This is a genomic window from Streptomyces sp. NPDC004539 (assembly GCF_040610055.1).
Lineage (GTDB): Bacteria > Actinomycetota > Actinomycetes > Streptomycetales > Streptomycetaceae > Streptomyces.
The window spans coordinates 182,114-200,267 of sequence record NZ_JBEXLS010000016.1; the positions used below are offsets into that span (position 1 = coordinate 182,114).

At 70.1% G+C, this 18,154-nt stretch carries 14 protein-coding genes and 1 tRNA gene; 6 read left to right on the plus strand and 9 right to left on the minus strand.

All coding sequences use genetic code 11. The features are described from left to right. Positions 1-137 precede the first annotated feature (137 nt). From ABZX85_RS30080 to ABZX85_RS30090, 3 genes are all read left to right on the plus strand, one after another. The gene (locus tag ABZX85_RS30080) at positions 138-1,577 is read left to right on the plus strand and encodes an aminotransferase class V-fold PLP-dependent enzyme (protein WP_355875180.1); all 1,440 of its coding nucleotides are present in this window, start codon (positions 138-140) and stop codon (positions 1,575-1,577) included. Continuing rightward, positions 1,574-2,980: a SidA/IucD/PvdA family monooxygenase gene (locus tag ABZX85_RS30085; protein WP_355875183.1), complete on the plus strand. Its 1,407-nt coding sequence runs from the start codon at positions 1,574-1,576 to the stop codon at positions 2,978-2,980. Before ABZX85_RS30080 ends, ABZX85_RS30085 begins: the two co-directional genes overlap by 4 nt. A 62-nt stretch (positions 2,981-3,042) precedes the next feature. Then, positions 3,043-4,026: a Tat pathway signal sequence domain protein gene (locus tag ABZX85_RS30090; RefSeq protein ID WP_355875185.1), complete on the plus strand. Its 984-nt coding sequence runs from the start codon at positions 3,043-3,045 to the stop codon at positions 4,024-4,026. Positions 4,027-4,096: 70 nt separating this feature from the next. Here the strand turns inward: ABZX85_RS30090 and ABZX85_RS30095 are convergent, their stop codons facing one another. Then, positions 4,097-5,896 (minus strand): 5'-nucleotidase C-terminal domain-containing protein, encoded by a 1,800-nt coding sequence (locus ABZX85_RS30095; protein WP_355875188.1) that lies wholly within the window; start codon positions 5,894-5,896, stop codon positions 4,097-4,099. A gap of 132 nt (positions 5,897-6,028) precedes the next feature. Between ABZX85_RS30095 and ABZX85_RS30100 the strand changes: the two genes are divergently transcribed. After that, positions 6,029-6,712, plus strand: coding sequence for an SIMPL domain-containing protein (locus tag ABZX85_RS30100; protein ID WP_355875191.1), 684 nt, complete (start codon positions 6,029-6,031; stop codon positions 6,710-6,712). A gap of 123 nt (positions 6,713-6,835) precedes the next feature. After that, positions 6,836-8,272 carry a pyruvate kinase gene (pyk, locus tag ABZX85_RS30105; RefSeq protein WP_355875194.1) on the plus strand — a complete coding sequence of 479 codons (1,437 nt, stop codon included), beginning with the start codon at positions 6,836-6,838 and terminating at the stop codon, positions 8,270-8,272. A 30-nt stretch (positions 8,273-8,302) separates the two neighbouring features. Here the strand turns inward: pyk and ABZX85_RS30110 are convergent. Further along, positions 8,303-8,377, minus strand: a tRNA-Leu gene (locus tag ABZX85_RS30110). A 101-nt stretch (positions 8,378-8,478) separates the two neighbouring features. Here ABZX85_RS30110 and ABZX85_RS30115 point away from each other — a divergent pair. Beyond that, entirely contained in the window at positions 8,479-9,138 is a 660-nt protein-coding gene (locus ABZX85_RS30115; RefSeq protein ID WP_355875197.1) for a response regulator, read from the plus strand. 68 nt (positions 9,139-9,206) lie between these two features. Here ABZX85_RS30115 and ABZX85_RS30120 read toward each other — a convergent pair whose 3' ends face one another. The 7 genes from ABZX85_RS30120 to ABZX85_RS30150 form a co-directional block, all read right to left on the minus strand. Then, on the minus strand, positions 9,207-9,923 hold the full coding sequence (locus tag ABZX85_RS30120; protein WP_355875200.1) for an ABC transporter ATP-binding protein: 717 nt from the start codon (positions 9,921-9,923) through the stop codon (positions 9,207-9,209). Continuing rightward, a complete protein-coding gene (locus tag ABZX85_RS30125) occupies positions 9,920-10,762 on the minus strand; it encodes an ABC transporter ATP-binding protein (RefSeq protein ID WP_355875203.1) in 843 nt (280 codons plus the stop codon). Before ABZX85_RS30125 ends, ABZX85_RS30120 begins: the two co-directional genes overlap by 4 nt. A 5-nt stretch (positions 10,763-10,767) precedes the next feature. Then, positions 10,768-12,588 carry a branched-chain amino acid ABC transporter permease gene (locus ABZX85_RS30130; RefSeq protein WP_355875206.1) on the minus strand — a complete coding sequence of 607 codons (1,821 nt, stop codon included), beginning with the start codon at positions 12,586-12,588 and terminating at the stop codon, positions 10,768-10,770. Positions 12,589-12,593: 5 nt separating this feature from the next. After that, positions 12,594-13,523 (minus strand): branched-chain amino acid ABC transporter permease, encoded by a 930-nt coding sequence (locus ABZX85_RS30135; protein ID WP_355875209.1) that lies wholly within the window; start codon positions 13,521-13,523, stop codon positions 12,594-12,596. 105 nt (positions 13,524-13,628) lie between these two features. Continuing rightward, positions 13,629-14,864, minus strand: a complete 1,236-nt coding sequence (locus tag ABZX85_RS30140) for a branched-chain amino acid ABC transporter substrate-binding protein (RefSeq protein WP_355875212.1) — start codon at positions 14,862-14,864, stop codon at positions 13,629-13,631. 473 nt (positions 14,865-15,337) lie between these two features. After that, positions 15,338-15,811, minus strand: coding sequence for a hotdog fold thioesterase (locus ABZX85_RS30145; protein WP_355875215.1), 474 nt, complete (start codon positions 15,809-15,811; stop codon positions 15,338-15,340). Positions 15,812-15,866: 55 nt separating this feature from the next. Continuing rightward, entirely contained in the window at positions 15,867-18,146 is a 2,280-nt protein-coding gene (locus tag ABZX85_RS30150) for an FdhF/YdeP family oxidoreductase (protein ID WP_355875218.1), read from the minus strand. Positions 18,147-18,154 lie beyond the last annotated feature (8 nt).

The following is an 18,154-nucleotide window of genomic DNA, read 5'->3' on the forward strand; positions in this document are numbered from 1 at the left end:
GAGCGGGTCGGAGAAGCAGATTTTCTCCGTACGCGCGTACCACTTTCGGGTCTGATCGTTCGGGTTTCAGGGTGTGACGGCTTTGGTGGGGACATGCTGGAGGCCCGCGCCTCCGCCGCTTCCCGAAGGACCCCCGCATGAGCCTGCCGCCCCTCGCCTCGGGTCCGTACAGCGCCGGTGCGCTGAGGCCGTTGCTCGACACGGTTCTCGGCGCGCTGGAGGCGGGGGGCCGGGACCGGGGCGGGCCCCTTCCCGCGGGCGGTCCCGCCGAGGTCGCCGCGCGCGTGCGGGAGGCCGTCGGGGAGGTGCTGCCGGACCAGGGGGAACCGGGGGCGCTCGCCGCGCTCGTCCACGCCCTCGCGGAGGGCTCCGCCGACCCCGCCGACCCGCTCTGCGCGGCCCACCTCCACTGCCCCCCGCTGGCCGTCGCGACTGCGGCCGACCTGGCGGCCTCCGCGCTCAACCCCTCCCTGGACTCCTGGGACCAGGCACCCGCCGCCTCCGAACTGGAGGCACTGGTGACGGGGGCGCTGGCGCGGGAGGTGTACGGCGCCGGCGGGGCGGCTCCGGCGGCGAGGTCCGGCGTCGTCGCCGACACGCGCGACCCCGGGGGCACCGGCACCGCTCTGCCGCTCACCCCCGACGCCCTCGTCACCACCGGCGGCACCGAGTCCAACCAACTCGCCCTCCTCCTCGCCCGGGAGGCGCTCGGCGGGGGTGTGCGGCTCGTGTGCGGGGCCAACGCGCATCACTCCCTGGCCCGCGCCGCCTGGCTGCTCGGGCTGCCCGAACCCGTCGTCGTCCCCACCCCGCAGGGCGTCCTCGACCCCGGCGCGCTCGACGCGGCGCTGAGCGGCCTCACCGGCCCCCTCCTCGTCGCCGCCACCGCCGGCACGACCGACGCCGGGCTCATCGACCCGCTCCCGGAGATCGCCGCCCGCTGCGCCGCGCACGGCGCCCGGCTGCACGTGGACGCGGCGTACGGCGGGGGGCTGCTGTTCAGCTCCCGGCACCGGGGGCGGCTCGCCGGGATACGGTCCGCTGCGACCGTCACCCTCGACCTGCACAAACTGGGCTGGCAGCCGGTCGCCGCGGGCCTCCTCGCCGTACGGGACGCCACCGACCTCACCGCCCTGCACCAGCGTGCCGACTACCTCAACGCCGACGACGACACCGAGGCGGGCCTGCCCGATCTGCTCGGGCGCTCGCTGCGCACGACGCGCAGGCCGGACGTCCTGAAACTCGCCGTCACCCTGAAGACCCTCGGCCGCACCGGACTCGGCGCACTCACCGACCAGGTCTGCGCCCTGGCACAGGAGTTCGCCGACCGCGTCGACGCGCACCCCGCCTTCGAGCTGTACGACCGCCCGGTCATCAGCACGGTCCTGTTCAGGCCGAGGCACGCCGACGCCGCCGCCGTCCGCCGCACCCTCCTCGAACAGGGCCGCGCCGTCCTCGGCCGCGCCCGCACCGGCGACGGACGGCTCTGGCTCAAGGCCACCCTCCTCAACCCCCACACCCGGCTGGCCGACCTCGACCGCCTCCTCGACCTCGTGGAAGGAACCACCCCCACATGACCGACGCCCCCACACCCGCCGACCCCCCGCGCGACCTCGTCGGCATCGGCATCGGCCCCGTCAACCTCTCCCTGGCCGCCCTCGCCCAGCCCCTCACCGGACTCGACACCGTCTTCTACGAGCAGCGCCCCGGCTTCGACTGGCACCCCGGCCTCCTCATCGACGGCACCCGCGTCCAAGTCCCCTTCCTCGCCGACCTGGTGACCCTCGCCGACCCCGCCAGCCCCTGGACCTTCCTCAACTACCTGAAGAGCCTCGACCGGCTCTACCCCTTCTACTTCGCCGAGCGCTCCCACATGCAGCGCGCCGAGTACGACGCCTACTGCCGCTGGGTCGCGGGACACCTCCCCGGACTGCACTTCCGCCACCAGGTCGACGCCGTCCGCTGGAACGCCGAACGCGCCCTGTTCGAGGTCGACTTCACCCACCTCGACGCCGAGGGCGAGGCCGAGGCCCTCGGCCGCACCCACACCCGCAACATCGCCCTCGGCGTCGGCAGCGAACCCCACGTCCCCGACGTGCTGCGCCCCCTCGTCGACGCCCCCGGCGTCCCCGTCCTGCACGCCGCCGACTACCTCGACCACCGAGCCGCCCTCCTCGCCGCAGGCCACGTCACCGTCGTCGGCACCGGACAGTCCGGCGCCGAGATCTTCCTCGACCTCCTGCGCCACCGCCCGAAAGGCCGCGAACGCCTGCACTGGATCGGCCGCAGCGAGGCGTTCGCGCCCATGGAGTACTCCAAGCTCGGCCTCGAACACTTCACCCCCGACCACACCCGCTACTTCCACGCCCTCCCCGAACCCGTCCGCGACGAACTCCTCGCCGGCCAGGGCCACTTGCACAAGGCGATCGACGCCCGCACCCTCGCCGCGATCCACGACGAGCTGTACGACCGCACCCTGCACGGCGGTTGGCCCGACACCGTCATGACCCCCGGCGTCCGCGTCCGCACCGCCGGCCGGATCGCCACCACCAAGGTCGAACTCCACCTCGACCACGTCCGGCAGGGCACCCGCTCCCGCCTCACCACCGACGCCGTCGTCCTCGCCACCGGCTACCGGGAACGCCCCCTCGACCGCCTCCTCGCCGGACTCGACCCCCACCTCCGCCGCGACACCGCCGGACGCCCCCTGATCGACGAGCGGTTCCGCCTCGTCCTCGACCCGGCCGTCACCGGCGCCGTCTACGTCCAGAACGCCGAACGCCACACCCACGGTGTCGGCGCCCCTGACCTCGGCCTCACCGCCTGGCGCAGCGCGACCATCCTCAACTCCGTGACGGAGAAGGAGACTTACCCGCTGCCGGCCCGAACCGCCTTCACCACCTTCGGACTCGACGCCCAGCCCCGGGTACCGGCCGCCCGGCAGCCCCGCACGCTGACCCCGCTTGTCGAAGGACGCTGAACACCCGGCTCCCCCGTGATGTGATGCTGCGGTATCCACAACTCCACGGGGGAGCACCGGACTTGAACCTGAACAGACGCCACATCCTCTGCCTGGCCACCGCCCTGGCCCTCACCCCGGTCGGCCGGGCGAGCGCCGCCGTCCCCGCCTCGTCCCGCCTCGACCTCACCGCCACCACCGGACCCTGGCTGCGCGAGATCGCCCTCAGCGAGACCCGCGTCCTCCAGTCCTTCGCCTTCGACAACACCAACAAGCGCCTCTACACGGCCCAGTTGACCCAAGGAGGCCGCACCCTCACCGGAGAGAGCGCCCCCGTCTCCGGCACCGAACGCGCCAAGAACGGCGACCTCTGTATCACCCGCCTCGACTGGCAGGGGGCCGTCACCGGCCGGATGTACCTCAAGGGCTTCGGCCACGGCGTCTCCATCGGCGCCGAACCCTTCGGCACCGGCACCTACCTGTGGACCGAGACCGACGCGGTCCCCGACAGCCAGGACAACGGCTACGGCACCCGCGTCGCCCGCTTCCGCTTCACCGACGGCGCCGTCCTCACGACCGGTTCGGCCGGGCTCCTGCGCTTCGACCCCGTCCCCGGCTCCGACCACAACACCGTCGCCCTCGACCCCGTCAACAGCCGTGTCGCACACCGGAGTCGGGCCGGGGGCGTGTGGACGTACACGCTCTACGACCTCGCCACCTTCAAGGCGGGCGTCTTCGACCCCCTCGCGACCCTCACCCAGCCGGCCGTCCTCGACGGACAGACCTTCCAGGGGTACGCGACCCTCGGCCGCCACCTCTACACCCTCGACGGGATCTCCTTCGGTGACGTCCACCTCACCGCCGTCGACTGGAACACCGGAGCCGTCCTGGACCGGCAACTCACCGGCGCCGGGGCGGACTTGTTCTACCGCGAACCCGAGGGGATGGCGATCCAGCTCCCTGACGCCTCGTCACCCGCTCGGCTGCACTTCGGACTTGCCTCGGAGAAGTCGCTGACCGAGACGAACAAGAAGGCCAGCTTCTACTACACGGACACGACGGTCTGACGGGGAGGAAAAGGGAGGGAAGTGAAAAAAAGGGGGACCGCAGCATAGGCGGCCCCCCTTCAACTCCCGCCTAGAACACCGGCGTTCCGTTCCGCGTCAGCTTCCAGTCCACCGACGCGAAGTCCTTCGGGTCCAGCACGCCCTTCGCCGTCACCCACTCCGCGATCCGCGTCCGGATCTCCGTCGACTCCGCCCACAGCTCCTGCGCCGAGGCGACGTGCGGGAACGCCCCGCCGCCGTTGGCGCGGTAGTTGTTCACCGCGAACACGAACTGCTGCGCGTCGTCCAGCGCGGCGCCGTTGTAGGTCAGGTTCCTGATCCGCGAACCCGCCGCCTGCGCGATGTCGATGTCGTACGAAAGCCCCGACACGTAGTCGTAGTTGTAGTCCGGACGGCCGCCCGCGTTCGTCAGCTTCTCGACGTCGACGGCCGCGTCCGGGGCGGTCTGGACGAAGTACTGCGCCGAGTACTCCAGGTACGCGCGGACCTGCGCGCCCGTCAGGAGCTTCGCGACCAGCGTGTTGTCGTACACGTACAGGCTCGACAGGTCCCGGATCGTCACGTCGCCGGCCGGGATCTCCGAGGTGCGGGAGAACGGCGACGCCTGCGCGATCACCGGCAGCGAGGCGTACGACGTGCCCGCGAGGGCCGCCTTGACGACGTCCTCCTGGACCTTCGTGATCAGGTCGATGATCGGGGCGTCCTTGTAGCGGGCCTCGACCGTCGTCAGCGTCGCCGTCGCCGTGCCGACGACCTGGTTGACGTACTTCACGACCTTCGCGTGCTCGTCGCTCAGCAGGCGCGTGATCTTCGGGTCGTCCGCGACGGTGTTGGAGTTCAGCACCTTCGACGCGACCGACTCGACGCTCCAGCGGCCCTTCTCGAAGACCAGCTCGACGTCGAACACCGACAGGCGCTCCGCGTACGCCAGCGGCTCCGAGAGGATCACCGTCTTGCCGGTCTTCTCGTTGACGACCTTCAGCTCCGGGATCTCCACGTGCGCGTGGCCGACCAGGATCGCGTCGATGCCGGGGACCTGCCGCGCCACGTTCGCCGCCGCGTTCTCGACGTACGGGAGCTGGTCGCCGTACGAGGAGGTGCCGGAGGAGCCGGAGTGCGCGGAGACGATGACGACGTCCGCGCCCAGGGACCTGAGCTTCGGGACGTACTTCGCGGCCTGCTCCTCCAGGCCCGGGAAGGCCAGCTTGCCCTGGACGTACGCCTTGTCCCAGATCGCGATGCCCGGGTTGGTGAGGCCGAGGATCGCGACCCTGACCGGCGGGGCGCCCTTCGGGCACAGCGTCTTGATGACGTAGGGCGGGAACGCGGGCTTCAGGGTCTTCGCGTCCACCGCGTTCGCGCCGAGCAGCGGGAAGCGCAGCTGGGACTCGAACTTGCGCAGGGTCTCGATGCCGTAGTTGAACTCGTGGTTGCCGAGCGCGGCGGCGTCGTACCCGATCGCGTTCATGGCCTGCGCCATCGGGTGGACCGGGCCGCCCTTGGCGGTGATCGGGTCGACCTTCGCGTAGTAGTACGTCAGCGGGGTGCCCTGGATCGTGTCGCCCGCGTCGATCAGGAGCGTGTTGTGGCGGCCCTTCTCCGCGCGGAGCTGGTTGACCAGCGTCGAGATGCGGGCCAGGCCCTGGGCGTTGCCGGCCGCGTCCTTGTACTCCGCGTCCTTGAAGTAGTCCCAGTTGAAGACGTGGCCGTGCAGGTCGGTCGTGCCCATCACGGTCAGCGAGTAGCGCTTCGGCTGCTTCTTGCGGGGCTGCGAGGCCGCCTGCGCCGGAGCCGCCGCCGTACCCGCGATCGCCACCCCCGCCCCGGTCACGGCGGACTTCTTCAGGAACTTCCGGCGGTTCAACGGCATATCTCGTACTCCTCGGGGAATCGTCAACGACGCGCGTAGATTCTGACCCGGCCATGACCGTCCGCAACAGGTCCGGAAGGTTGCGATCAGGTGACCTGACGGAGTCGGAGCCCGCGTGCGAGAGTGTGCCGTATGACGAACGGCACGGCCGAGGCGCCGCTGTTGACGGTCCGGGGCGAGGCGCGGATCGAGACCGACCCCGAGGTCGCCCGGGTCTGGGTGACCGTCAGCGCGCGCGGCCGGGACCGGCGTCAGGTCCTGGAGGACCTCACCCGCCGCAACTCCGCCGCCCTCGACCTGATCCGCTCGTACGGGGACGCCGTCGAACGGGCGTCCAGCGGCTCGTTCTCCGTGGTGCCCGAACCGGCCCCGCACGGCCGCGGCGAACGCGTCCGCGCCTACCACGGACGGGTGCGGATCGCCGCCCGCCTCACCGACTTCACCGCCCTCGGCGAACTCGTCACCCGCCTCGCCGACCTCGACCTCACCCTCGTCGAGGGCCCCGAATGGGAACTGCGCGCCGACTCGGCCGTACCCGCCGAGGCCCGCCGGGCCGCCGCCCGCGACGCCGTCCAGCGCGCCCGCGAGTACGCGGAGGCGCTCGGCACCACGCTCGCCGCGCTCGTCGAACTCACCGACGACGAACCCGGCCGCGCGCCGCGCTCCCGCGCGAACTTCTCACGCTCGGTGATGCAGGTGTCCGCCGCCGCTGCCGAGAGCGCTCCCGCGCCCCTCGACCTCGAACCGCCCCGGCTCACGGTCGAGGCCGCCGTCACCGCGCGCCTCACCCTCCGGCCGCCCGTCCTGAACCCATGAAAAATGCTCATCGGAGCACCCCTGCGCACACTTCGGCACTTGTCAACAACCCTTCACCCAAAGGTTGTTGAGCAGCCACATACCGCCTCGTTCCTACCCGGCGGTAGGGCCTAGGCTCGACTCATGCGCCGAGCGAAGATCGTCTGTACCCTGGGGCCCGCCACCGACTCGTACGACCAGATCAAGGCCCTGGTCGAGGCCGGAATGGACATCGCCCGCCTCAACCTCAGCCACGGCAGCCACGCGGAGCACGAGGACCGCCTGCACCGGGTCCGCAAGGCCGCGGAGGAGTCGGGGCGAGGCGTCGGCATCCTCGCCGACCTCCAGGGCCCGAAGATCCGCCTCGGCACGTTCACCGAAGGCCCCGTCCTCCTGGAGCGCGGCGACACCTTCACCATCACCGTCGAGAAGGGCGCCGAGGGCGACCGCCACTCCTGCGGCACGACGTACGAGGGCCTCGCCGCCGACGTCACTCCCGGTGAGCGCGTCCTCGTCGACGACGGCAAGGTCTGCCTCGAAGTCACCTCGGTGGACGGGCCGCGCGTCCGCACCACCGTCGTCGAGGGCGGCGTGATCTCCGACCACAAGGGCCTCAACCTCCCCGGCGTCGCCGTCTCCGTCCCCGCGCTCTCCGACAAGGACGAGGCCGACCTGCGGTGGGCGCTGCGCAACGGCGCCGACATCATCGCGCTCTCCTTCGTCCGCAGCGGCAAGGACATCGACGACGTCCACCGCATCATGGACGAGGAGCGGCGCCGGCTGCCCGTCATCGCCAAGGTCGAGAAGCCGCAGGCCGTCGACGCGATCGAGGACATCGTCGCCGCGTTCGACGGGATCATGGTCGCGCGCGGGGACCTGGGCGTGGAGATGCCGCTGGAGCAGGTCCCGCTGGTCCAGAAGCGCGCCGTCGAACTCGCCCGGCGCAACGCCAAGCCGGTCATCGTCGCGACCCAGATGCTCGACTCGATGATCGAGAACGCGCGCCCCACGCGCGCCGAGGCGTCGGACGTGGCCAACGCGGTCATCGACGGCACCGACGCGGTCATGCTCTCCGGCGAGACCAGCGTCGGCAAGCACCCCGTCGAGACGGTCCGCACGATGGCGAGGATCGTCGAGGCCGCCGAGGAGGACATCCTCGCGAAGGGCCTCCCGCCGCTGACGGACCACAACAAGCCCCGCACCCAGGGCGGCGCGGTCGCCCGCGCGGCTGCGGAGATCGGCGACTTCCTCGGCGCGAAGTACCTCGTCGCCTTCACCCAGACCGGCGACACGGTCCGCCGCCTCTCCCGCTACCGCTCCCCGATCCCGGTCCTCGCCTTCACCCCGGTCCCCGCCGTCAGGGCCCAGCTGAGCCTCAGTTGGGGAGTGGAGACGCTGCTCGGACCGTGGGTGGACTCCACCGACGCGATGGTGGACCAGGTGGACGACCTGCTGCTGAAACACGGCCTCTGCGCGAAGGGCGACACCGTCGTCATCACGGCCGGCTCCCCGCCCGGAGTCTCGGGCTCGACGAACATGGTCCGCGTCCACCACATCGGCGAGGACGACCGGCCTGCGTAAGGGAGGGTGACCTTCGAATCGAAGGAAAAGTGCCCCGGGTCGGACTCGAACCGACACTGTACGGGTTTTGAATCCGTTGCCTGCTGCCAATTGGGCTACCGGGGCTCACAGAATCGAAGGTTTCCCTTGACCCAGCGTGTCCCCACCTTACCGCAGCTAGGTACGCTCTTGTCAGCAGTACCCCTGCCCCGGACAAGGAGCCCCCAGTGACCGCCGAGTCGCCCCAGCCCGTAGACGCGCCCGACGACGACAAGTCGCACGTGCCTCCGCTGACGACCCGGGTCGTCATCGCGGAGGACGAGGCGCTGATCCGTCTCGATCTGAAGGAGATGCTGGAGGAGGAGGGGTACGCGGTCGTGGGGGAGGCCGGGGACGGGGAGCAGGCGATCGAGCTGGCCCGGGAGCACAAGCCGGACCTGGTGATTCTTGATGTGAAGATGCCCAAGCTGGACGGGATCTCCGCCGCCGAGAAGATCGCCGAGGAGCGGATCGCCCCGGTGCTGATGCTGACCGCGTTCTCGCAGCGTGACCTCGTCGAGCGGGCGCGCGACGCGGGGGCGATGGCCTACCTCGTGAAGCCGTTCAGCAAGAGCGACGTCGTCCCGGCGATCGAGATGGCCGTCTCGCGGTTCACGGAGCTGAAGGAGCTGGAGAACGAGGTCGCGGACCTCACCCAGCGCCTGGAGACCCGCAAGCTCGTCGACCGCGCGAAGTCGATCCTCCAGACCGAGTACGGCCTCACCGAGCCGGCCGCGTTCCGCTGGATTCAGAAGACCTCCATGGACCGCCGCATGTCCATGCAGCAGGTCGCGGAGGCGGTCATCCTGGACGCGGACGAGAAGAAGTCCGGCAAGAGCCAGGGCTGACAGGCCGACGGTACGACGATGGCGGGCACCCCCGGCGCCGGGGATGCCCGCCATCGTCGTACCCGTGATCAGTCCTCGCCGAGGTACGCCTTGCGTACCGACTCGTCGTGCAGGAGGTCCTGGCCCGTGCCGGACAGGACGATGTTGCCGACCTCCATGACGTGGCCGTGGTCCGCGAGGGAGAGGGCCGCCTGGGCGTTCTGCTCGACCAGGAGGATCGTCGTGCCCTGGGACTTCAGTTCGGCGATGGTCGCCATGATCTTCTGCATCATGATGGGGGAGAGCCCCATGGAGGGCTCGTCCAGCATGAGCAGCTTCGGCTGGGACATCAGGGCGCGCCCCATCGCCAGCATCTGCTGCTCACCGCCCGAGAGGGTGCCCGCGGCCTGCTTGCGGCGCTCCCCGAGGATCGGGAAGAGGTCGTAGGCGCGCTGGATGTCCTGCTCGATGCCGGGCTTGTCGCTGCGCAGGAACGCCCCGAGGCGCAGGTTGTCCTCGATGGTCATGCGCGGGAAGATGTGCCGCCCCTCGGGGGAGTGCGCGAGCCCGAGGGAGACGATCTGGTGCGCGGGGACCTTCTTCAGCGACTTCCCGTTGAACCGGATCTGCCCGCCGACCGGCTTGAGGAGCCCGGAGAGCGTGCGCAGGGTGGTCGTCTTGCCGGCGCCGTTGGTGCCGATCAGGGTGACGACCTCACCCGCCTCGACCTTGAACGAGATGCCCTTGACGGCCTCGATCTTGCCGTAGGCGACGCGGAGGTCTTCGACTTCGAGCAGCGCGGTCACTTCGCGTCTCCTTCGGTGGTGCTGTGGGCCTCCGCGGCCTCGACCTCGGCCAGCTCTTCCGCACCGGGCGCGTCCTCGAAAGGTTCACCGAGGTACGCGGCGACGACCCGCTCGTCCCCCTGGACGGTCGCGCTGTCGCCCTCGACGAGCTTCTCGCCCTGGACGAGGACGGCGACCCGGTCGCAGAGGTTGAAGATGAACCGCATGTCGTGCTCGATGACGAGGACGGCGATGCCCTGGTCCCGGATCGCGAAGACGAGTTCCTCGGTGGCCCGCGTCTCCTGCGGGTTCATCCCGGCCGTCGGCTCGTCGAGGAGCAGCAGCCCCGGCTCGCTGGCTAGCGCCCGGGCGATCTCCAGCTTGCGCTGCTCGCCGTAGGGCAGGTTCCGCGCGAGGTGGTCCGCCTTGGCGTCGAGGCCGACGAACTGGAGGAGCTCCATGGCCCGTTCGCGGGACGCGGCCTCCGCCCTGTGGAAGGAGGGCAGCCGCAGGACGGCCGACCAGAACCCTTCCTTGGTGCGGGTGTGGCGTCCGACGAGGACGTTCTCCAGGACGGTCATGTTGGCGAAGAGCCGGATGTTCTGAAAGGTTCGCGCGATCCCGGCGGCCGTCACCTTGAACGACTTGGCCGGCAGCACGGTGTCCTTGTACCGGACCTCGCCCTCGGTCGGGACGTAGAGCCCGGTGAGGCAGTTGAAGAACGTGGTCTTCCCGGCCCCGTTGGGCCCGATCAGCCCGACGATCTCGCCGCTGTTGACGGTGAGGTCGACGTTCCGTACGGCGGTGAGGCCGCCGAACCGCATGGTGACGCCGCGTGCGTCGAGAACTGTGTTGGTCATGGTCGTCAGGCCCCTGCCTTGGTGAGGACGGTGGGCGCTTCGGCCTCCTCGTGGAACTCCAGCTGGCGGCGGCGGTTGGGGATGAGCCCCTCGGGCCGGAACCGCATGATCAGGATGAGGGCGACGCCGAAGGAGAAGAGCTGGAACTCACCCAGGAACTGGAGCTTGTTGGGGATCAGGAAGAGCAGGGCGGCACCGACGAGCGGCCCGCTGATGGTGCCCATGCCACCGAGGACGACGGCGGCCAGGAGGAAGGCGGAGTTCGGCGGCGCGGAGCTGGCGAACACGTACTGGTCCGGGGTCACGGCGTAGCTGACGTGCGCCTGGACGGTCCCGGCGAGGCCGGCCAGCGTCGCGCCGACCGCGAACGCGATGAGCTTGACGCGGAAGCCGTTGATGCCCATGGCGAGCGCGGCGGTCTCGTCCTCGCGGATGGCGATCCAGGCGCGGCCGATCCGGGAGTCGCTGCTGCGCCGGAAGACGACGATGACGACCGCCGTGATCAGCAGCATCAGCAGGAAGTAGTTGGCGAACCGGCCGATGGTGAACCCGGCGATGTCGTGCGGGACCCCGAGGTCGAACCCGAAGATCTTGAGGTCGGGGATGGAGACGACACCGTTGGAACCGTTGGTGATCTTGGGGCCGGAGGTGCCGTCGAGGTTGTTGACGGTGATCCGGAAGATCTCACCGAACCCGAGGGTGACGATGGCGAGGTAGTCGCCGCGCAGCCGCAGCGTCGGGGCGCCGATGAGGACGCCGAAGACGAGGGAGGCCGCGGCACCGACGAGGACGGCCGCCCAGAACGGGAAGTGGACGTCGATCGGCGAGGTGGGGGTGCCGGAGACCAGCGCGGCGGCGTAGGCGCCGACACCGAGGAAGGCGACGTACCCGAGGTCGAGGAGCCCGGCGAGGCCGACGACGATGTTCAGGCCCAGGGCGACCGTGGCGAAGATGAGGATCTGCACGCCGATCGTGGCGTACTGGTCGTCGGTCTGGGTGAAGGGGAAGAGCGCGGCGGTGACGAAGGCGCCGGTGATGGTGATGTTCTGGTGGCGCGCGGTGATCTGGGACGCCTGGGCGACGAGACCGGCCTTGTTGAGCGCGGCGAAGCCGAACCCGGCCGTGAGCATGAAGCCGATGAAGAGTTCGTCGTACTCGGTGCCGATGCCGTAGGTGAAGACGGTCAGGCCGAGGGCCAGGACGCCGATGATGATGAGGATCTCGGCGTACGAGGGCAGCGTGCCGACCGGCTTCGGGGCCTCCGCGTGGAAGGCCGCCTTGACCGTCGTCCACCGGTGGCGGCTCTGGTGCTTGAACTTCTCCCAGCCGCTGTCGTCCGGATCGATCGGGTCGGGCAGGGGGTGCTCGAAGGGCAGGGCCAGGGCGCCGACGAGGGCGACGAGGGAGGCCGCGGCGGCGATGTACGCGCCGGGCTCCAGGTTGACGGCGCCGCCGAGGTCGACGCTGATCGCGATGACCGTGTACCAGACGGTGGTGAAGGTCGCGAGGGCGCCGAGCTTGACCGCCGCGTCCGCCCCGGAGGGGGCCAGCCTGCCGAGGCCCTTGACGCCGTACGAGGCGAGGGCGAACAGCGTGGTGAGCGCGGCGCCGATCAGGACGAGGACCTGGAGGCCGCCGGGGTAGCCGTAGACCGTGAGGTCACCGGGGAAGTCGCTGGTCCAGGTCCAGGCGAGGAAGGTGGAGACGATCCCGAGGGCGCTGCCGCCGAGGGCGAGGGCGCGGCCCGTCTTCTCCGGGATCGGGACGAGCCCGGCGGGAGCGGGGGCGCTGCTCGGGGTCTCGGGTGCCGTGGTCTGTGTCGTCATCGGTTTCACGCCCTGTCCGCGACGCGCTCGCCGAGCAGACCCTGTGGCCTGAACAGCAGTACGAGGATGAGGAGTACGAACGCCCACACGTCGGCCCAGGACTGGCTGCCGAACTTGTCCATGCCGGGGATGTCGGCGACGTACGCGGTGGTGAGGGTCTCGGCGATACCGAGGACGACTCCGCCGATCATGGCGCCGTAGATGTTGCCGATACCGCCGAGGACGGCCGCGGTGAACGCCTTCAGGCCGAGCAGGAAGCCCATCTTGAAGTCGATCTGGCCGTACTTCAGGCCGTAGGCGACGGCTCCGACGGCGGCGAAGGTCGCGCCGAGGGCGAAGGCGAGCACGATGATGCGGTCGGTGTTGACGCCCATCAGCTTCGCGGTGTCCGGGTCCTGGGCGGTGGCCTGCATACCGCGGCCGGTGCGGGTCTTCATCACGAAGTAGGCGAGGAAGGCCATGGAGAGGGGGGCCGCGCAGAGCAGGAAGATGTCACCGGTCTGGATGGTGACGTCGCCCAGCTCGAAGGGGCCGCCGGGGATCTCCGGGAAGGTACGGGCCGACTTGGCGTCGGGGTACCAGGCCCAGACCGCCTGCTGGAGGGCGAGCGAGAGGCCGATCGCGGTGATCAGGGGCGCGAGGCGTGGGCCGCCGCGCAGGGGGCGGTAGGCGAACCGTTCCGCGCCGACGGCGATGGTGACGGCTACGACGATCGCTCCCGCGATCATCAGAGGCAGGGCGAGCCACATGGTGGTGCCGCTGGGGAGCCAGAGCCACACCGTGAGCGCGCCGAAGCCGCCGGTCATGAAGATCTCGCCATGGGCGAAGTTGATGAGCTGGACGATGCCGTACACCATCGTGTAGCCGATGGCGACGAGCCCGTACATGGCTCCTAGTAGCAAGCCGTTGACCAGCTGCTGCGGCAGTTCGTTCACCGCATGTCCTCCGAGACGGTCGTGTTGACGGTGGCCGGATGCGCGAGCGCGCGGGGCGCTGGTGGAACAGCGCCCCGCGCGGCTCATGAGGGGGTGTGGCTGGAATCAGCCGCCGTTGTAGGTGCCGGAGGTGACGGTCTTCCAGGCGCCGGCCGTGACGGAGTAGACGGTGAGCTGCTTGTTGGTCGCGTCGCCGAACTCGTCGAAGGAGACCTTGCCGGTCACGCCGTCGAAGGAGACGTTCTGCATCGCGGCCACGATCTTGGCGCGGGCGTCGTCGGGGAGCTTGCCGCCGTTGTCGTCGACGACCTTCTTGACGGCCTCGATGATCGCCCAGGCGCTGTCGTACGAGTAGCCGCCGTAGGCGGAGTAGCCGTCGGTGTAGCCGGCGGTCTTGTAGTCCTCGACGAACTTCTTCGCGGAGGGCAGCTCCTCGACGGGGGCGCCGACGGAGGTCGCGATGTCGCCGTTGCCGGTGGCGCCGGCGAGCGAGATGAACTTGTCGTCCTTGATGCCGTCGCCGCCGACCAGCGGGATGTTCGCGCCGGCCGCCTTGATCTGCTTGGAGAGCGGGCCGGCCTGCGGGTACTCGCCGCCGTAGTAGACGACGTCGGCGCCGGAGGTCTTCACCTTGGTGGCGACGGACGCGTAGTCCTTGGTGTCGGGGTTGATGTGCTCGGTGCCGACGACCTGGCCGCCGAGCTTCTTGAACTCGGTGGTGAAGGTGCCCGCGAGGCCGGCGCCGTAGGTCTTCTTGTCGTCGATGACGAAGACCTTCTTCTTCTTCGCCGTGTTGAAGACGTACTGGGCGGCGTAGGGGCCCTGGATGGCGTCCGTGGTCGCGGTGCGGAAGTACGACTTGAACTGGCGGACCTTCTTGGTCGCCCAGTCCGGGCCCTGGGTCAGCGCGGGGCCGGTGTTGGCCGGGGAGACCTCGACGAGGTTCGCGGCCTCGAAGACCTTCTGCATCGAGACGGCGACGCTGGAGTTCAGCGGGCCGACGACGCCGACGACGTTCTTGTCGGCGACGAACTTCGTGGCGTTCTGCTGGCCCGGGGCGGACTGGCCCTGGTCGTCGAGGGCCTCGATCTTGAAGGTGATGCCCTTGACGTACCCCTGCTTGTTCGCGTTCTTGGCCGCGAGGTCGGCGGAGTTCTTGATGCCGAGGCCCATGGCGGACAGGTCGCCGGTGAGCGGGGCGTCCACACCGATGGTGACGGTGGTGCCGCTGCTCGAGTCGCCGTCCTTCTTGCCGCTGTCATCGCGCGAGCCGCAGGCGGTCAGTGTGAGGGCTCCCGCCGCCAGTGCGGCGGTGATGGAGATGAGCGAGCGCTGTCGCACGATGCAGTCCTTTCCCAGGCGCGGCCCTCCCCCCTGGAAGTGGCCGAGTCGAGCGCGGGTCCGAAGGGGTATTCCGGCCGCGCGGTGACTGGCCGTGACTCTAAGCGGGGGTGGGATAGCTGGAGGAGACTCTGAGCAATGCTGTGACGCTCTTGTTATGACACGAGGTAATGCAGAGCGGTACTGGAAGGGCGGAACAGTGGAATTCCGGCCGGTTCGCCCCGTCCACATGCTGAGAACGCGCAGGACCGGACGGGTGGCGTTCAGGAGTCTGGAGCGTTTTGGTAATTACTCGAATTGTATTGCGTACTCATTACGCAGGGTTACGTCCATGAAAGGGAACCAGACGTTCCTGATCACTTTTCCGTATTCCGTCACCCGTATACCGATGGCAAAAAACGCCGCAGGCCCGACCCCCGGAAACCATCGGGCGGGGTCCGGGCCTGCATCGATATGCGACGGACGGTCACCGGCTACCGGACGGACGGCACCTGCTCGCCCTCGCCGATGTCACGCAGAAGACAGGTCAGCCGGGCCGTGCAGACCCGCCGCCCCGCCTCGTCGGTGACGACGATCTCGTACGTCGCCGTCGAGCGCCCCCGGTGCACGGGCGTCGCCACCCCGGTCACCAGACCCGAGCGCACCCCGCGGTGGTGCGTGCAGTTCAGGTCCACGCCGACGGCGAGCTTCCTGCTCCCGCCGTGCAGCATCGCGCCGACCGAGCCGAGCGTCTCGGCCAGCACCGCGGAGGCCCCGCCGTGCAGCAGGCCGTACGGCTGGGTGTTGCCCTCCACCGGCATCGTCCCGACGACCTGGTCCGCGGACGCCTGGATGATCTCCACCCCCATCCGGGTGCCGAGGTGTCCGGCGGAGAACAGGGACGGCAGGTCGACGCCGAGCGCGGCGTACTCGTCGATGACCTCTTGCGGGAACGTCTGCTCGGCCATGGCACCCTGCTCCGTTTCGTCGTCGGCGCGTCTCGTCGCGCTGCTGAGCAAACGCTCAGTCGGTCGCCGATTGTTCCAGACGCACCACGACGGACTTGCTGGCCGGGGTGTTGCTGGTGTCCGCCGTCGCGTCCAGCGGCACCAGGACGTTCGTCTCCGGGTAGTACGCCGCCGCACAGCCCCGCGCCGTCGGGTAGACGACGACCCGGAAGCCCGGCGCCCGCCGCTCCACGCCGTCCTTCCACTCACCGACGAGATCGACGTACGACCCGTCCGCGACCTTCAGCCGCTCGGCGTCCTCCGGGTTGACCAGCACCACCCGGCGGCCGTTCTTGATGCCCCGGTAGCGGTCGTCCAGGCCGTAGATCGTGGTGTTGTACTGGTCGTGGCTGCGCAGCGTCTGGAGCAGCAGCCGGCCCTCCGGCAGCTGCGGGTACTCCACCGGCGCGGACGTGAAGTTGGCCTTGCCGGTCGCCGTCGGGAAACGGCGCTCGTCGCGCGGGGCGTGCGGGAGCGCGAAGCCGCCCGGGTGCGCCACGCGCGCGTTGAAGTCCTCGAAACCGGGGATCACGCGCGCGATGCGGTCGCGGATCGACGCGTAGTCCTTCTCGAACTCCTCCCACGGGGTGGCCGTCCGGTCCTTCAGCACCCGGCGGGCCAGCCGGCACACGATCGCCGGCTCCGACAGGAGCTGCGGGCTCGCGGGCTTCAGCCGGCCCCGGGAGGCGTGCACCATGCCCATCGAGTCCTCGACGGTCACGAACTGCTCGCCGGAGCCCTGGAGGTCGCGCTCGGTGCGGCCCAGGGTGGGCAGGATCAGCGCCCGCGCGCCGGTCACCACATGCGAGCGGTTCAGCTTCGTCGACACGTGGACCGTCAGGCGGGCCTTGCGCATCGCCGCTTCCGTGACCTCCGTGTCCGGGGAGGCCGAGACGAAGTTGCCGCCCATCGCGAAGAACACCTTCGCCTCGCCGTCGCGCAGGGCGCGGATCGCGCGGACGACGTCGTAGCCGTGCCCGCGCGGGGGAGCGAAGCCGAACTCCTTCTCCAGGGCGTCCAGGAAGGCGGGCGCCGGGCGCTCGAAGATGCCCATCGTGCGGTCGCCCTGCACGTTGGAGTGGCCGCGCACCGGGCACACGCCCGCGCCCGGGCGGCCGATGTTGCCGCGCAGCAGGAGGAAGTTGACGACCTCGCGGATCGTCGGCACCGAGTGCTTGTGCTGGGTCAGGCCCATCGCCCAGCAGACGATCGTCCGCTCCGAGGCGAGGACCATGCGCAGGGTCTGTTCGATCTCCTCGCGCGTGAGGCCCGTCGCCGTCAGGGTCTCCTCCCAGTCGGCGGCCCCGGCGGTCTCGGCGAACTCCTCGAAGCCGTGGGTGTGTTCGGCGATGAACGCGTCGTCCAGCGCGTCCGGGGTGTCGAGGATCAGCTTGTTCAGCAGGCGGAACAGGGCCTGGTCGCCGCCGAGGCGGATCTGGAGGAACAGGTCCGTCAGCGCGGCGCCGGTCGCCATGCCCTTCGCGGTCTGCGGGTTCTTGAACTTCTCCAGGCCCGCCTCCGGCAGCGGGTTGACGCTGATCACCTTCGCGCCGGCCGCCTTCGCCTTCTCCAGGGCGGAGAGCATGCGCGGGTGGTTCGTCCCCGGGTTCTGGCCCGCGACGATGATCAGGTCCGCCTGGTAGAGGTCCTCCAGGAGGACGCTGCCCTTGCCGATGCCGATGGTCTCCGAGAGGGCCGAACCCGACGACTCGTGACACATGTTCGAGCAGTCCGGGAGGTTGTTCGTGCCCAGTTCGCGGGCGAAGAGCTGGTACAGGAACGCCGCTTCGTTGCTCGTGCGGCCCGAGGTGTAGAACACCGCCTCGTCGGGGGAGTCGAGGCGGTCGAACTCCTCGCCCATCAGGTCGAAGGCGCGGGCCCAGGTGACGGGTTCGTAGTGCTCCCCGCCCTCCGGGAGGTACATCGGGTGGGTGAGACGGCCCTGCTGGCCCAGCCAGTAGCCGCTGCGCGTCGCGAGGTCCGGGACGGAGTGCTCCGCGAAGAACTCCGGGGTGACCCGGCGCAGGGTCGCCTCCTCTGCGACCGCCTTCGCGCCGTTCTCGCAGAACTCGGCGGCATGGCGGTGGTCCGGCTCCGGCCAGGCGCAGCCCGGGCAGTCGAACCCCTCCTTCTGGTTCACCCGAAGGAGGGTGAGCGCCGTGCGCCGCACCCCCATCTGCTGCTGGGCGATCCGCAGCGAATGCCCCACCGCGGGCAGGCCCGCCGCCGCATGCTTCGGCCCGCCCACCTGCGGCGCGTCCTGAACCGGATCACTCTTCGGCGCCTTCCCGGCCATCCCACACT

What these genes read in the sequence shown, in the direction of transcription:
- ABZX85_RS30130 (WP_355875206.1), bottom strand. Translation starts at nt 12,588, where the DNA reads ATGACGACACAGACCACGGCACCCGAGACCCCGAGCAGCGCCCCCGCT.
- ABZX85_RS30100 (WP_355875191.1), top strand. Translation starts at nt 6,029, where the DNA reads ATGACGAACGGCACGGCCGAGGCGCCGCTGTTGACGGTCCGGGGCGAG.
- ABZX85_RS30150 (WP_355875218.1), bottom strand. Translation starts at nt 18,146, where the DNA reads ATGGCCGGGAAGGCGCCGAAGAGTGATCCGGTTCAGGACGCGCCGCAG.
- ABZX85_RS30145 (WP_355875215.1), bottom strand. Translation starts at nt 15,811, where the DNA reads ATGGCCGAGCAGACGTTCCCGCAAGAGGTCATCGACGAGTACGCCGCG.
- ABZX85_RS30095 (WP_355875188.1), bottom strand. Translation starts at nt 5,896, where the DNA reads ATGCCGTTGAACCGCCGGAAGTTCCTGAAGAAGTCCGCCGTGACCGGG.
- ABZX85_RS30125 (WP_355875203.1), bottom strand. Translation starts at nt 10,762, where the DNA reads ATGACCAACACAGTTCTCGACGCACGCGGCGTCACCATGCGGTTCGGC.
- pyk (WP_355875194.1), top strand. Translation starts at nt 6,836, where the DNA reads ATGCGCCGAGCGAAGATCGTCTGTACCCTGGGGCCCGCCACCGACTCG.
- ABZX85_RS30085 (WP_355875183.1), top strand. Translation starts at nt 1,574, where the DNA reads ATGACCGACGCCCCCACACCCGCCGACCCCCCGCGCGACCTCGTCGGC.
- ABZX85_RS30080 (WP_355875180.1), top strand. Translation starts at nt 138, where the DNA reads ATGAGCCTGCCGCCCCTCGCCTCGGGTCCGTACAGCGCCGGTGCGCTG.